We start from the raw sequence: 15694 nt of genomic DNA, 5'->3' as shown, positions 1-15694 counted from the left end.
CGGCTTATACATGGCGCTGTACATCAGCTGCCTAGATAATATGTAAGCGGTAACAAACGGGAGGGGACATACATGAGTAAGACGGTCATTGTATCTGGAGCAAGAACACCATTTGGAAAACTAGGCGGTGCTTTCAGTGGGTTGACTGCCGCAGAACTAGGCGGAATAGCGATCAAAGCTGCGCTGGAAAGAGTACGGGATTCACATTTTGTGGATGAGGTCATCATGGGAAGTGTTTTGCAGGGAGGACAAGGTCAGATTCCTTCAAGGCAAGCAGCAAGAAATGCTGATCTTCCATGGTCCGTTCCGACGCAAACTATCAATAAAGTCTGTGCATCAGGAATGCGCAGTGTGAGCACAGCAGATCAAATCATTCGAGCTGGAGATGCTGAGGTCATCGTAGCAGGCGGTATGGAGTCCATGTCACACGCACCTTATTTGCTAAAAAAAGCGCGATGGGGCTACAAAATGGGAGATGGTGCGGTACAAGATGCGATGATTTTAGATGGATTAACCTGTTCATTTACAGGCGTTCATATGGGTGAGTATGGGAGCATGGCTGCAAAGGAGCTTGGTATCACGCGGGAAGAGCAAGACCTTTGGGCACTAAGAAGTCATGAACGGGCCATCGAAGCGCAGAAAAACGGCTTTTTTCAACAGGAAATCACCCCAGTCACCGTCAAGACGAAAACGGGAGAGCGGCTGATCACAGAAGATGAATCCCCGCGGCGTGATACGTCATATGAACGACTGTCAAAGCTCATGCCTGTTTTTGATCAAACGGGTACCATTACCGCTGGAAATGCACCAGGTGTCAATGATGGAGCAAGTACGCTTCTTTTAATGAAAGACACATATGCGGAGCAGCATGACGTAAAGCCAATGGCAGTCGTGCTTGGGCATACGCAGGTAGCCGTAGAGGCAAAGGATTTTCCGAAAACACCAGCCTTTGCCATCGAGAAAATTTTACAGAAAACAGGCAAGCGTCTAGAAGATATCGATCTATTTGAAATCAATGAAGCCTTCTCAGCAGTTGCGCTGGCATGTGAAAAAATAACCGGGCTGGACCGGCGGAAAATGAATATCAACGGTGGTGCAGTTGCGCTTGGTCATCCCATTGGGGCAAGCGGAACACGTATCATCTTGACCTTGATTCATGCATTGAAACAAAGAGGCGGAGGCATTGGCATCGCGGCGATTTGCAGTGGAGGCGGTCAAGGAGATGCCATCATGATAAAGGTAGATTAAAAGGGAGGCGTTCATCGTCATGAGTACAGAAGAGACCGTCATGGTCGTTGGAGCAGGTCAAATGGGATCAGGCATTGCCCAAGTTTTTGCTCAGTCAGGCTACACAGTCCTGCTGCATGATGCATCTGAAAAGCAGATTCATCGAGCCATTTCCTCCATGACCAAACAACTGACGAAACGAGCAGAAAAAGGAAAGCTGGCCCATCAGGCAGTCCGAGATATTACGCAGCGGCTTGCCGTTTCCACAGATTTAAAGGACGTGCAGCAGGCTCATTTAGTGATTGAAGCTGTATCTGAACAAATGAGTGTGAAGAAACAAATCTTTGAAACACTTGATCAATTTGCAGAGGCGAAGACGATATTTGCAACAAACACATCTTCCTTGTCAATCACAGAATTAGCAGCTGTTACGGGGAGACCGGAGCAAGTGATTGGCATGCATTTTATGAATCCGGTGCCTGTCATGAAACTGGTTGAGGTCATTCGAGCGCTGCAAACAAGTGACGACACGTATCAAATCGTTTATGAAACAGCAAAGGCATTAAATAAAACCCCAATTGAAGTGGAAGACTTCCCAGGGTTTGTATCAAATCGCATATTGATGCCAATGATCAATGAAGCCATTTACACCCTTTATGAAGGCGTGGCAGATGCAGAGAGCATTGACGGGGTCATGACGCTTGGAATGAATCACCCAATGGGGCCGCTTCGTCTCGCTGATTTCATCGGACTAGATACATGTTTATTTATTATGAATACCCTTCATGAAGGACTTGGGGATAGCAAATACCGACCTTGTCCTCTTTTGAAAAAATACGTAAATGCAGGCTGGCTGGGCAAAAAGACAATGAGAGGTTTTTACACATACCACGACCACTCATAGGGGGAGTCAAGATGGATGTTTTGCTTACGGATCAACAGCGTCTCTGGAGAGAACAGGCAGCAGAATTTGCAAGACAGCGTGTATTCCCTGAAGTGGAAGTCATGGAACAAGGCCAGTTCCCAAGAACACTTTTAGCTGAAATGGGACGCCAAGGCTTTCTAGGAATTCCAATACCAGCTTCGTATCAAGGCTTAGGAGCAGATTTTACAACATATATCATTGCGATTCATGAATTATCCAAAGTGAGTGCGACTATCGGTGTCATTGTGTCCGTTCATACATCTGTTGTGACGATGCCTATTTTGGTTTTTGGAACGAATGAGCAAAAAAAATCCTATGTTCCGCTGCTTGCATCCGGGCAGAAACTGGGGGCATTTTGCCTGACTGAACCCAAGGCTGGCTCAGATGCCTCCAGTATTCAGTTAAGAGCGGAGCGGGCAGGTGACCACTATGTGTTAAATGGTACGAAAATGTTTATTACAAGCGGCGGGGAAGCAGAACTGTATCTTGTCTTTGCAGTGACAGACCCTGCCTCTGCGAAAAAAAATATATCGGCGTTCATTGTCGAAAAAGATACACCAGGATTTACGATCGGAAAAGATGAGAAAAAGATGGGACTGCACGGGTCAAAAACAGTCACGCTTCATTTTGATGGTGTGCGGATTCCAAAGCAGCAGCTGCTCGGTGCAGAAGGAGAGGGCTTTCACATAGCCATGTCTAGTTTAAATGCGGGGAGAATCGGTATCTCGGCTCAAAGCCTCGGCATTGCAGAAGCCGCTTTAACTGAAGCAGTGACGTATTTAAAGCAGCACCCAGCAGGTCTAGAAACGACCATTCGGCTGGGTGATTTGGCGGCGAAGCTTGAAGCAGCCAAGCTGCTCGTTTATCAAGCGGCTTCTTATAAAGAGGCGAATCGTCCGGTCACAAAGGAAGCATCAATGGCAAAGCTATTTGCGTCAAAAACGGCAGTTGAGATCAGTACAGAAGTGATCCATTTGCTCGGCATGGATGGTTATACGAATCGCTATCAAACAGAACGTTACTTTCGTGATGCGAAAGTTTGTGAAATCTACGAAGGAACAAGTGAAATTCAAAGGCTGGTCATTTGTAAACAGCTAATATGAAACGAGGTGGCTCATGATGCAGTTTCAATTAAGTGATGAACATGAAATGATCCGAAAAATGGTGAGAGATTTTGCGAAAAATGAAGTAGAGCCAACAGCAGCAGAGCGGGACGAGACAGAAACGTATGATCCAGCTATTTTTCGCCAGATGGCGGAGCTCGGTTTAACGGGTATCCCTTGGCCGGAAGAGGTAGGCGGGATCGGCAGTGACTATTTAGCATACGTCATCGCAGTTGAGGAGCTTTCAAGAGTGTGCGCCTCTACAGGCGTCACCCTCTCCGCTCACACATCTCTCGCCTCGTGGCCCATCTATACTTTCGGAACAGATGAACAAAAGGAGACCTATTTAAAGCCGCTTGCAGAAGGACAGAAGGTAGGGGCATATGCACTCACTGAGAGCGGTTCAGGTTCAGATGCCGGTGGAATGAAGACAACGGCAGTAAAGGCAGGCAGTGAATACGTCCTGAACGGTGCGAAAATCTTTATTACAAATGGCGGCATTGCGGATTATTATATTGTGTTTGCCGTGACAGACCAAGAAGCTGCATCTCGAAATACAACCGCCTTTATTGTAGAAAAAGAGACCCCCGGGTTCTCGGTTGGCAAAAAGGAAAGCAAACTGGGCATCCGCTCATCGCCAACGACTGAAATTCGATTTGAAGATTGCCGGATTCATGAAAGGAACCGGCTCGGACAAGAAGGAGAAGGATTCAAAATAGCCATGATGACGCTCGATGGCGGTAGAAACGGTATTGCTGCTCAGGCTGTTGGGATTGCACAAGGCGCTCTTGATGCGGCGGTCCATTATGCGAAGGAGCGCAAGCAATTTGGCAAACCAATCATACAGCAGCAAGGGATCGCTTTTAAGCTGGCAGATATGGCAACTGCAATTGAAGCCTCCAGGCTGCTTACTTATCAGGCAGCATGGCTTGAAACGAAAGGGTTTCCGTATGGAAAGGAATCAGCTATGTCAAAGCTCTTTGCTGGAGATACAGCCATGAAAGTAACAACAGAAGCCGTTCAAATCTTCGGCGGCTACGGTTATACAAAGGATTACCCAGTCGAACGATACATGCGAGATGCGAAAATCACTCAAATTTATGAAGGCACACAAGAAATCCAGCGCCTAGTCATCTCGCGCAAACTGCTAGATATGTAGAAACCAAGCAAAGACCACCTGACGTGAGGTGGTCTGTTTTGGTGCGATAATCAGTTCTTAAATGTGAAATCATTTCCAATATTGTCCCATGCTACCTTATCAATATGATAAAATGTGCAAAAGTATCAATATGGAGGTTATCATAATGAACACAACATTTATGGGTATTTTAGGATTAGTCACGATGATCATATGGATTATGGTCTCCACAGAGCTTTCAAAGTCTCCAAAAAAGAAGGAAGAAAAAGAAAACAGCCGCAGAAAACTATTTGTCCTCATGCCTGCGGGAATGGTATGTACGATTGCTATCGTTATCTTATTCATTCAGAGAATCCAGTTTTAAAATAGAGATGGACAAACTAAAAGACAAAAAGCATACCGTACACAAAAGCCAGACCAATTTCACGCAGATGGTGCGCCCCATGAGAAAAAATCAAAATTAACATGATTAAAGGTGGCATAAACTCCTCTAATTTGTTTATAATGAGAGGTATGGTTTGTCGTAAAAATAAGGGATAAACACTTATTATTTCACTGATAAATGGATACATACATGTAATAGAAAGGGAGTGTCTGACCTTGAGTTTGAAAGAATACTCACAGGAGCAGCTCAAGCACATGTCTTTAGTTGAACTTGCATATGAAATTTTCAGAGACAGCAAAACACCGATTACGTTTTCCGAGTTAATAGATGAAATGGTCCGTTTACAAGGGATACAAAAATCTGATCTTGATGATCGACTTGCTCAATTTTATACAGACTTAAATATAGATGGCCGCTTTATTTCGTTAGGTGATCAGAGATGGGGACTTCGCAGCTGGTATCCAGTTGATCAAATCGAAGAAGAAGTTCAGCCAGCTGTGAAAACAAAAGCGAAAAAGAAAAAAACAAAAGCAGCTGTCGTTGAAGAAGACTTCGATGAAATTGAAGAGGAAGAAGAAATCGAAGAGCTTGAAGAAGATCTTGATCTTGTTGAAGACGACGATGATCTCGACCTAGACGATGATGAGGAAATTGACGAAGATATAGAAGACTTCGACGAAGACGATGACGACGAAGATGATGACGGCTTAACAGAAATTGACGAAGACGATTTAGACGATAATAAGGAAGAAAAATAACCCTCACAAACCGGTCCTCAAAACAGGACAAAACCGTCTTGACTTTCGAGAGCGAACTATGTAGTATGTATTTTGGGCTCTCTAAAAAGAGTACGTAAAGATACGTTCATTTACGCTCCCTTTCATTTATTTGAAAGGGAGCTTTCTTATTTTTCAAGAGATTTAGGGATACACTCTAAAAAGGATGAAGCTGTGCATGTCTAGTCATGCAAGGGTAAAAAAGAGAGGAGCATACGAAATGACAAAGTATATTTTTGTAACAGGAGGAGTTGTTTCCTCACTTGGAAAAGGGATCACGGCTGCATCGTTAGGCCGCCTTCTGAAAAATAGAGGGATGGATGTCACCATTCAAAAATTCGATCCATATATCAACGTAGACCCAGGGACGATGAGTCCATATCAGCACGGTGAGGTCTTCGTCACAGATGACGGTGCTGAAACAGACCTTGACTTAGGTCACTACGAGCGCTTCATTGATATTAACTTAAATAAGTACAGCAACGTCACAACGGGTAAAATCTACTCTACTGTTCTGAAGAAAGAGCGCCGAGGCGACTATTTAGGCGGAACCGTACAGGTTATTCCCCATATTACAAATGAAATCAAAGATCGCGTGTACCGTGCCGGAAAAGAAACAGGTGCAGATGTGGTCATTACAGAAATCGGCGGAACAGTAGGAGACATCGAATCCCTTCCTTTCCTTGAAGCGATTCGTCAAATGAAGAGTGACATTGGCCGTGAAAACGTGATGTACATTCATTGTACCCTTGTTCCTTACATCCGAGCAGCAGGTGAACTGAAAACAAAACCAACACAGCATAGTGTAAAAGAACTCCGCAGCCTTGGTATCCAGCCAAACGTTATTGTGGTCAGAACTGAAATGCCAATGACCCAAGACATGAAGGACAAAATTGCGTTATTCTGTGATATTGATACAAAAGCTGTTATCGAATGTCAGGATGCAGACACGCTGTACTCTATTCCGCTTGATTTACAAAAACAAGGACTAGACAAGCTTGTATGTGAACATATGAAACTTGACTGCCAAGATGCAGACATGACGGAGTGGACAGCGCTAGTCGATAAAGTACAAAATCTCTCAAAACAAGTCACAATTGGTCTAGTAGGAAAATATGTTGAACTGCAAGATGCATACATTTCTGTCGTTGAATCACTTCGCCATGCTGGTTATGCATTTGATGCAGACGTTCAAATCAAATGGATCAATGCAGAAGAAGTGACAGCAGAAAATATGGCTGATTTCGCGCAAGATGTAGACGGCATCATCGTTCCTGGAGGCTTCGGAGACCGCGGAGTGGAAGGGAAAATCATTGCTACACAATATGCCCGTGAAAACAAAGTGCCATTCTTCGGAATCTGCTTAGGAATGCAAGTTGCGTCGATCGAATATGCGAGAAATGTACTAGGCCTTGAGGGAGCTCATTCAGCGGAAATTGATCCTGAAACAGCATTCCCAATCATTGACCTTCTCCCAGAACAGAAGGATGTAGATGATCTAGGCGGAACACTTCGTCTTGGTCTGTATCCATGTAAATTAAATGAAGACTCAAAAGCATTTGCTGCATACAATGACGAAGTGGTCTACGAACGCCACCGTCATCGCTATGAGTTTAATAATGAATTCAGACAGCAAATGGAAGCCGCAGGCTTTGTCTTCTCTGGTACAAGCCCAGACGGACGTCTTGTTGAAATTATCGAGCTGAAGGATCATCCTTGGTTCCTTGCTTCTCAGTTCCACCCAGAATTCGTCTCAAGACCGACAAGACCACAGCCATTATTTAGAGATTTCGTTGGTGCTTCACTGCAAGCATCTGAATCAAAATAAATCAAAAACTGCCGAGAATATGATCTTCTCGGCAGTTTTTTTATTCATATTCCTCAACGATTTCTTTCACAGTAAACGATAGAGCGTGGTAGACGTATAAGCATGTCATTAAAGCAGGATAACCGAACCTTGTTCCGTCATCAGCGGGCACAAGCGGTTTCTTGAGCTGAAAATCAATGTGGACATCACAATGCTCTTCAATCATGGACGGCTCCTTTTGTGCTGGACCGACACCAACAATGGGCGTACCTTGAGCGTGCAGCTCTTTTACAAGAGATTGAATCTCCTCGTCTTCTGGGTCTGAATAAAATAGCAGCACCCTGTCACTTGGATGAAGCAAGCTGAGCTCCGTTTGATCAAGCGGCAGTACTTTCGCACCTGGAAATGGCTCCTTGCTTTCAGTTGCCTCTAGGGCTACAGCAGCCAGTTCATTCTTTCCGTGAAAATAAACAGCATGTCCACTGACAACGGCTTGTGCAAGAAGGCGTGCACCATCCTCGATCGCTTCAGCCTGCTTTTCTCCAATACGTGAAAAAATACCTGATAACTGGGTCGTGAAAATTTTTAACAAGACTGATTTCCTCCTTCGGTCAGATCATTTTATAATAGAATATAAAGAGAATATTAGGAAAAATGCTCAGAAAATGTCGTAAAGTAAACTATTATAAATAAAGGAAATGTGAAAATCAAACAGAATTATTTAACAACAGCTCTTTTTATGGCGAAAAATGAAAGCAATGGGGTGTAACAGATGAATGAGAAAATTTTAATTGTCGATGATCAATACGGTATTAGAATATTATTGAATGAAGTGTTTCATAAAGAAGGCTATCAAACCTTCCAAGCAGCCAATGGACTTCAGGCGTTAGATATTGTGAAAAATCATAGACCAAACCTTGTCCTGCTTGATATGAAGATTCCCGGAATGGATGGTATTGAAATTTTAAAACGCATGAAATTAATTGATGAAGACATCCGTGTCATCATTATGACAGCCTATGGCGAATTAGACATGATCCAAGAATCAAAAGAACTCGGTGCATTGACTCACTTTGCGAAACCATTTGATATTGATGAAATCCGAGATGCTGTCAAAGAATACTTGCCGCTCGAAACAAATGGTTAGATGGAAATGATTGAATCGAGTCATTCTGTTGCCGATTTGTCGAATAATTGGTATCCTAGATAAGAAGAAGAAAGCGATCTGACTTTGAAAGTTTACATATGGCGAGAAATTCTGGTCATGCTAGGGTGGAGAGCTTTTTTTAGTAAGCAAATTAGCTACATAGGGAGGATTTTTCATCATGCCTTTAGTTTCAATGACAGAAATGTTGAAAGACGCAAAGGAAAAAGGTTACGCTGTTGGACAGTTTAACTTAAATAATTTAGAATTCACGCAAGCGATTTTACAAGCTGCTGAAGAAGAGAAATCTCCAGTTATCTTAGGAGTATCTGAAGGAGCAGGACGCTACATGGGCGGCTTCAAAACAGTTGTCGCAATGGTTAAAGCGTTAATCGAAGAATATAATGTAACAGTTCCTGTTGCGATTCATTTAGATCACGGTTCAAGCTTTGAATCTTGTGCAAAAGCAATCCATGCAGGATTTACTTCTGTCATGATCGACGCTTCTCACCACCCATTCGATGAGAACGTAGCAACAACTGCGAAAGTAGTTGAGCTTGCACATTTCCACGGTGTATCTGTAGAAGCTGAGCTTGGAACTGTTGGCGGACAAGAAGACGACGTCATCGCTGAGGGCGTTATTTATGCTGATCCAAAAGAATGCCAAGAGCTTGTAGAACGCACTGGCATTGACTGCCTTGCACCTGCACTAGGTTCAGTTCATGGTCCATACAAAGGTGAACCAAACCTTGGTTTCGCTGAAATGGAAGAAATTGGTAAAATGACAGGCCTTCCACTTGTTCTTCATGGCGGAACAGGTATCCCAACTGCTGACATCAAGCGTTCAATTTCACTTGGTACAGCAAAAATCAATGTAAACACTGAAAACCAAATTGCTTCTGCGAAAGCAGTACGCGAAACACTTGCTGCAAAAACAGAAGAGTATGATCCACGTAAATATCTTGGACCAGCTCGTGACGCAATTAAAGCGACTGTTATCGGCAAAATGCGCGAATTTGGTTCTTCTAACCAAGCATAATTTGATGAGAACCGAAAGCCGCCTGAGTCACAGGCGGTTTTCTCCATATCTTGAGAAAGCGCAATCAAAATTTACATTTCAGACAATTTATTGATAGGAGAGTGGCACGGTTATGTTATTTTTCGTAGATACAGCGAATATCGCAGACATCAAAGAGGCGCACGAGCTTGGCATTTTAGCAGGCGTCACAACAAACCCTAGTTTAGTAGCGAAAGAAAAGGACGTATCATTCCACGACCGTCTTCGCGAAATCACTGACGTCGTATCAGGTTCTGTCAGTGCAGAAGTGATTTCCCTTAAAGCAGAGGAAATGATTGAAGAAGGAAAAGAGCTTGCTGCCATCGCACCAAATATCACGGTTAAAATCCCAATGACAACAGATGGTCTTAAAGCTGTCAAAGCGTTAACAGACCTTGGAATAAAAACAAACGTCACTTTGATTTTTAGTGCAAACCAGGCATTGCTTGCAGCTAGAGCTGGTGCAACGTATGTCTCTCCATTCCTCGGCCGCTTAGATGACATTGGCCAAAATGGTCTCGATCTCATCAGCGAAGTGAAAACCATTTTTGATGTTCACGGATTAGATACACAAATCATTGCTGCATCCATTCGTCACCCGCAGCACGTGACAGAAGCTGCGCTTAGAGGTGCTCATATCGGCACAATGCCGCTGAAAGTCATCAAGCAGCTGACAAAACACCCGTTAACGGATGCAGGCATTGAGCAATTTTTAGCAGACTGGAATAAATAAGTGATTGTGGCAGGCGGGATTGTCTCCCGTTTGCCGCAGTTTTCCTTAAAAACGCTAAGAAATGTTTTGTGCAAAGAAGAGAACATCACAGCCTCGCAAAGCTTCGATTATTTTTCTTCCGACAAATTTCGTTTAACCTGTATTCTTTCTCTTGATATTGGCTAAATTTTGGACAAGACCTTTTAAAGCGCGACATCCACAAACAGTATAACTCCAACAGTGATCTTCTTTAAGAAGGGAGACAAATATGGAAAAGTTAAACATTGCCGGCGGTGACCCTTTGCGCGGGACCGTACATATTAGTGGTGCGAAAAATAGTGCAGTGGCACTGATTCCTGCCACGATTCTCGCTGATTCTCCAGTAACCATTGAGGGCCTTCCGCATATTTCAGATATTGACACATTACGAGATCTGTTAGAAGAGATTGGCGGAAAGGTTACGTTTGAAAAAGGTGAAATGATCGTCAATCCTTCTTCCATGATCAGTATGCCGCTTCCTAATGGAAAGGTGAAGAAACTGCGTGCATCCTATTATTTAATGGGAGCCATGCTCGGCAGGTTCAAGCAGGCTGTCATCGGACTGCCAGGAGGATGTCACTTAGGACCTAGGCCGATCGATCAGCATATCAAAGGCTTTGAAGCACTTGGTGCCGAGGTGACAAACGAGCAGGGTGCGATTTATTTGCGCGCTGAAAAATTAGTCGGAGCTCGTATTTACCTTGATGTTGTCAGTGTAGGTGCGACCATCAATATCATGCTGGCAGCCGTACTGGCTGAAGGAAAAACGGTGATTGAAAATGCCGCAAAAGAACCCGAAATTATTGATGTAGCGACACTGCTTGCAAGCATGGGAGCCAAAATCAAAGGTGCGGGTACTGATGTGATTCGAATCGAAGGTGTAGAATCTCTTCATGGCTGTAAGCATTCCATCATCCCTGACCGCATAGAAGCAGGCACATTTTTAATTGCTGGTGCTGCGATGGGAGATGAAGTTGTTCTTGATAATGTGATCCCAACTCATTTAGAATCAATTACGGCGAAACTTAGAGAAATGGGGTTCACCATTGAAACGAGCAACGATCAGATGCTGATCGTTGGCAGAAACGAAGGACTCAAGCCTGTCGATATCAAAACCCTTGTGTATCCGGGCTTTCCGACTGACCTTCAGCAGCCGATGACGGCGCTCTTAACAAAGGCGAAAGGCACGAGTGTGGTCACAGATACGATCTACTCAGCCCGCTTTAAACACATTGACGAATTGCGTCGAATGGGTGCAAACATGAAGGTCGAAGGTAGATCTGCCATTATAACTGGGCAAACGCAGCTTCAAGGAGCAAAGGTCAAAGCAAGTGACCTTCGTGCAGGTGCTTGTCTCGTCGTTGCAGGGTTAATGGCAGACGGTGTGACCGAAATCACAGGGCTTGAACATATAGACAGAGGATATAGTTTGCTTGAGAAGAAGCTTGAAGGCTTGGGTGCAACCATCTGGCGTGAAAAGCTGAATGACCAAGAAATAGAAGAACTTCAAAATTCGTAAGGCTTTGACTGTGAGAGGAGATTTGGACAAAAATGGAAAGAAGTTTATCGATGGAACTAGTACGGGTGACAGAAGCAGCCGCATTAAAATCTGCCCGTTGGATGGGAAGAGGATTAAAAGACGAAGCAGATGATGCTGCAACAAGTGCAATGCGTGATGTATTTGATACCATTCCGATGAAAGGAACAGTGGTCATTGGCGAGGGAGAAATGGACGAAGCACCAATGCTTTATATTGGGGAAAAGCTTGGGAACGGATACGGACCCCGCGTGGATGTTGCTGTTGATCCGTTAGAAGGAACAAATATTGTGGCAAGCGGCGGCTGGAATGCCTTAGCTGTTATTGCGGTTGCAGATCATGGCAACCTGCTGAATGCACCTGATATGTACATGGATAAGATCGCAGTAGGTCCAGAAGCGGTAGGCTGCATCGACATCGAAGCGCCTGTCATTGATAATCTTCGCGCTGTGGCAAAAGCAAAAAACAAAGATATTGAAGATGTCGTTGCAACGATTTTAAACAGAGATCGACATGAGAAAATTATTGCTGAACTGAGAGAAGCAGGAGCAAGAATTAAACTGATCGATGATGGTGACGTTGCAGGAGCTATTAATACAGCATTTGATCACACAGGTGTTGATATTCTATTTGGTTCAGGCGGAGCGCCAGAAGGTGTCCTTTCTGCTGTTGCGTTAAAGGCACTTGGTGGTGAAATCCACGGAAAGCTTCTTCCTCAAAGTGAAGAAGAACTAAGACGCTGTGAGAAAATGGGGCTGGATGTTGGCAAAGTCCTAAGAATGGAAGACCTTGTAAAAGGTGATGATGCCATTTTTGCAGCGACTGGTGTAACAGACGGCGAGCTATTAAAAGGTGTTCAATTCAAAGGCTCTGTTGGAACAACACATAGTGTTGTTATGCGTGCGAAATCGGGTACAGTTCGTTTCGTAGACGGCAGACACAGCTTAAAGAAAAAACCGAATCTTGTCATTCGTCCGTAATCTGAAAGCGGGTATTCATTACCCGCTTTTCATATAGGTGTCAAATGTATATCATTTTCTTTTTAAAGTTGAATATTCTCTGCAAATGAGGTAAAACTAAAGAGTGCTGCGAAATTTTCTGCGAATTTACTTCTTTTAAGCTTCAACAAGTTTAAAACTGCCGCATCATGACGATATACTCATTATCTTTCTCTATGTTGACAAAGCTCAATTTCACATTGTTCCTATCTTTTAAGATAAAACGAGTGGGAGCGTTACCATGAGAGCGAGGTCATTCCAACAAAAACGGAATTAAAAGCTAATCAAATACATTGGTCATGCATTTGTAATGAAATACATTGACTAGAAAAGTGTGGTGTCCATATTGAAAGATGTTTCGATTTCATCTTTGGAAAATATGAAATTAAAAGAGCTGTATGAGTTAGCAAAAAAATACAAAATCTCTTATTACAGCAAACTAACAAAAAAAGAATTAATTTTTGCCATCTTAAAGGCGAACGCTGAGCAAGAGGATCTCTTATTTATGGAAGGGGTTCTTGAAATTATTCAGTCTGAGGGATTTGGTTTCTTAAGACCAATTAACTACTCTCCAAGTTCTGAAGACATTTATATTTCAGCTTCACAAATCAGACGCTTTGATTTACGAAACGGAGATAAGGTGTCTGGAAAGGTACGACCTCCAAAAGAGAATGAACGCTACTATGGCCTCCTTCATGTAGAAGCGGTAAATGGGGACGACCCAGAATCAGCTAAGGAACGTGTTCACTTTCCTGCACTCACGCCGCTATTCCCTGATCGTCAAATGATTCTTGAAACACAGCCTAATCACCTGTCTACTAGAATTATGGATATGATGGCGCCAGTTGGATTTGGGCAGCGTGGTTTAATTGTTGCACCGCCTAAGGCTGGGAAAACCATTTTGCTCAAAGAAATTGCCAACAGCATTTCTGTAAATCACCCAGAGTCAGAGCTGATTGTCCTTTTGATTGACGAACGCCCGGAGGAAGTAACAGATATCGAACGTTCTGTTGCAGGGGATGTTGTTAGTTCAACCTTTGACGAAGTACCGGAAAACCACATTAAAGTAGCAGAGCTTGTATTAGAGCGTGCCATGCGTCTTGTTGAACATAAGAAAGATGTCATCATCTTAATGGACAGCATCACAAGGCTTGCTCGTGCATACAACCTTGTCATCCCGCCAAGCGGCCGAACGCTTTCCGGCGGTATTGATCCAGCGGCTTTCCACCGTCCAAAACGCTTCTTTGGTGCTGCGCGTAACATTGAAGAAGGAGGAAGCTTGACGATTTTAGCCACTGCGCTTGTGGATACGGGATCACGTATGGATGATGTGATTTATGAGGAGTTTAAGGGAACGGGGAACATGGAGCTTCATTTGGACCGATCTCTTGCAGAAAGAAGAATTTTCCCAGCGATCGACATTCGTCGTTCTGGTACGAGAAAAGAAGAACTGCTTGTACCAAAAGAGCATCTTGACCGTCTATGGGCGATGAGAAAATCAATGTCAGATACACCTGACTTTGCTGAGAAGTTCATGCGCAAAATGAGAAAAACAAAGACAAACCAAGAATTTTTCGATATTTTAACGCAAGAATGGAAACAAGCAAACATGTCTGCATCAAGAAGATAGCTTGTTGAAAAAATACATTTGCAATCATAGACTCACACTGTTATAATTTCATCATGTGCGTTTCAGAATTTATTCTGAGATATTAACTCTGTTTCCGAATTGGATTCAGGGCGGAAGGAGATGACAGTAGATGAAAACAGGAATTCATCCTAACTACAAAAAAGCTACAGTCAAATGCGCTTGTGGAAATGAGTTTGAAACTGGATCAGTAAAAGAAGAGGTACGCATCGAGATTTGCTCTGAGTGCCATCCTTTCTATACAGGCCGTCAAAAATTCGCTTCTGCTGATGGACGTGTTGACCGCTTTAACAAAAAATACGGTCTTAAGTAATAATAGATACAATAAACAGGCAGGAATCCGTTCTTGCCTGTTTTTTTACGTGGATTGATGGAACTTTAAAACGGGGGAGAAGACCTTATGTATGTGATGAAACAAAGCGGTTGGCTTGAAGTCATCTGCGGAAGTATGTTTTCTGGAAAGTCGGAAGAATTGATTCGGAGAGCCAAAAGAGCCACCTTTGCCAAACAAGAAGTAAAAATATTCAAACCAGCGATTGATAACCGATATAGTACAAGCTCAGTTGTCTCACATAACGGTTCATCAGTCGATGGGATTGCAGTAGCCTCACCAAAAGACATAATAACGCACATATCAGAAAGAACCGATGTCATTGGCATTGATGAGGTGCAATTTTTTGATGAGACAATCATTGACATTGTCACTCAATTGGCTGATAAAGGTTACCGAGTCATTGTTGCAGGCCTTGATCAAGATTTCAGAGGAGAGCCATTTGGTGTTGTTCCGCATTTAATGGCATGTGCAGAGCTTGTAACAAAACTTCAAGCAGTTTGTTCGGTATGCGGCTCCCCAGCGAGTAGAACACAACGCTTGATCGACGGTAAACCCGCATCCTATGATGATCCCATTATTTTAGTAGGTGCGCAGGAATCATACGAAGCACGATGCAGACATCACCATGAAGTACCAAGACTTGACGTTGGTACAACACTTGACAATTAAAAAAATAGCAAATGCCGCTGTGTTTCGTTTTTCGAGATTTTGGCTGAACACCCATCATTTGTACTTAAATAAATTAAATAACGCTACGAAAAAATTATCTAATTTTCAACGCTTGCGTTTTAGCATAAGCAGGCATAAAATGACTAACTGTAGTGTAAAGCATTTTAACGAAAAGTTCGATTTCTTGTCATAATT

Annotated in this window: 16 protein-coding genes; 15 read left to right on the top strand and 1 reads right to left on the bottom strand. The window is 43.3% G+C overall.

Annotated features, from left to right (window positions below):
• Positions 1–72: 72 nt before the first annotated feature.
• From C6Y02_RS02965 to pyrG, 7 genes are all read left to right on the top strand, one after another.
• Positions 73–1248, top strand: coding sequence for an acetyl-CoA C-acetyltransferase (locus C6Y02_RS02965; protein ID WP_034660314.1), 1176 nt, complete (start codon positions 73–75; stop codon positions 1246–1248).
• A 19-nt stretch (positions 1249–1267) separates the two neighbouring features.
• Positions 1268–2131 (top strand): 3-hydroxybutyryl-CoA dehydrogenase, encoded by an 864-nt coding sequence (locus C6Y02_RS02960; protein ID WP_106030616.1) that lies wholly within the window; start codon positions 1268–1270, stop codon positions 2129–2131.
• Between the two features lie 11 nt (positions 2132–2142).
• Positions 2143–3255 carry an acyl-CoA dehydrogenase family protein gene (locus C6Y02_RS02955; protein WP_106030615.1) on the top strand — a complete coding sequence of 371 codons (1113 nt, stop codon included), beginning with the start codon at positions 2143–2145 and terminating at the stop codon, positions 3253–3255.
• A 16-nt stretch (positions 3256–3271) separates the two neighbouring features.
• Positions 3272–4414, top strand: coding sequence for an acyl-CoA dehydrogenase (locus tag C6Y02_RS02950; RefSeq protein ID WP_034660310.1), 1143 nt, complete (start codon positions 3272–3274; stop codon positions 4412–4414).
• 145 nt (positions 4415–4559) lie between these two features.
• Complete coding sequence (locus C6Y02_RS02945) at positions 4560–4757, top strand: hypothetical protein (protein ID WP_034660309.1); 198 nt, start codon at positions 4560–4562, stop codon at positions 4755–4757.
• A 236-nt stretch (positions 4758–4993) separates the two neighbouring features.
• The gene (rpoE, locus tag C6Y02_RS02940) at positions 4994–5536 is read left to right on the top strand and encodes a DNA-directed RNA polymerase subunit delta (protein ID WP_034660308.1); all 543 of its coding nucleotides are present in this window, start codon (positions 4994–4996) and stop codon (positions 5534–5536) included.
• A 238-nt stretch (positions 5537–5774) separates the two neighbouring features.
• Positions 5775–7382, top strand: coding sequence for a glutamine hydrolyzing CTP synthase (pyrG, locus tag C6Y02_RS02935; protein ID WP_003215143.1), 1608 nt, complete (start codon positions 5775–5777; stop codon positions 7380–7382).
• A 40-nt stretch (positions 7383–7422) separates the two neighbouring features.
• Here the strand turns inward: pyrG and C6Y02_RS02930 are convergent, their stop codons facing one another.
• Positions 7423–7953, bottom strand: a complete 531-nt coding sequence (locus tag C6Y02_RS02930; protein ID WP_034660305.1) for a DUF2529 domain-containing protein — start codon at positions 7951–7953, stop codon at positions 7423–7425.
• A gap of 180 nt (positions 7954–8133) precedes the next feature.
• Here C6Y02_RS02930 and C6Y02_RS02925 point away from each other — a divergent pair, with 180 nt between their 5' ends.
• The 8 genes from C6Y02_RS02925 (at position 8134) to C6Y02_RS02890 (ending at position 15499) form a co-directional block, all read left to right on the top strand.
• Positions 8134–8508, top strand: coding sequence for a response regulator (locus C6Y02_RS02925; RefSeq protein WP_003214681.1), 375 nt, complete (start codon positions 8134–8136; stop codon positions 8506–8508).
• Between the two features lie 178 nt (positions 8509–8686).
• Positions 8687–9544 carry a class II fructose-bisphosphate aldolase gene (locus C6Y02_RS02920; RefSeq protein WP_034660304.1) on the top strand — a complete coding sequence of 286 codons (858 nt, stop codon included), beginning with the start codon at positions 8687–8689 and terminating at the stop codon, positions 9542–9544.
• 112 nt (positions 9545–9656) lie between these two features.
• On the top strand, positions 9657–10295 hold the full coding sequence (gene fsa / locus C6Y02_RS02915; RefSeq protein ID WP_003215343.1) for a fructose-6-phosphate aldolase: 639 nt from the start codon (positions 9657–9659) through the stop codon (positions 10293–10295).
• Positions 10296–10542: 247 nt separating this feature from the next.
• Positions 10543–11832, top strand: coding sequence for a UDP-N-acetylglucosamine 1-carboxyvinyltransferase (locus C6Y02_RS02910; RefSeq protein WP_034660302.1), 1290 nt, complete (start codon positions 10543–10545; stop codon positions 11830–11832).
• A gap of 32 nt (positions 11833–11864) precedes the next feature.
• On the top strand, positions 11865–12830 hold the full coding sequence (gene glpX, locus C6Y02_RS02905; RefSeq protein ID WP_012011567.1) for a class II fructose-bisphosphatase: 966 nt from the start codon (positions 11865–11867) through the stop codon (positions 12828–12830).
• A gap of 364 nt (positions 12831–13194) precedes the next feature.
• Positions 13195–14478, top strand: a complete 1284-nt coding sequence (gene rho / locus C6Y02_RS02900; RefSeq protein ID WP_106030614.1) for a transcription termination factor Rho — start codon at positions 13195–13197, stop codon at positions 14476–14478.
• A 130-nt stretch (positions 14479–14608) separates the two neighbouring features.
• A complete protein-coding gene (rpmE, locus tag C6Y02_RS02895; RefSeq protein WP_003215407.1) occupies positions 14609–14809 on the top strand; it encodes a 50S ribosomal protein L31 in 201 nt (66 codons plus the stop codon).
• Positions 14810–14896: 87 nt separating this feature from the next.
• Entirely contained in the window at positions 14897–15499 is a 603-nt protein-coding gene (locus tag C6Y02_RS02890) for a thymidine kinase (protein ID WP_003214626.1), read from the top strand.
• Positions 15500–15694 lie beyond the last annotated feature (195 nt).

Source organism: Bacillus sp. NMCC4, from assembly GCF_002998555.1.
Classification (GTDB): Bacteria; Bacillota; Bacilli; order Bacillales; family Bacillaceae; genus Bacillus.
Note: the sequence above shows the minus strand (reverse complement) of the source record. Positions and strands in the feature narration are given on the sequence as shown.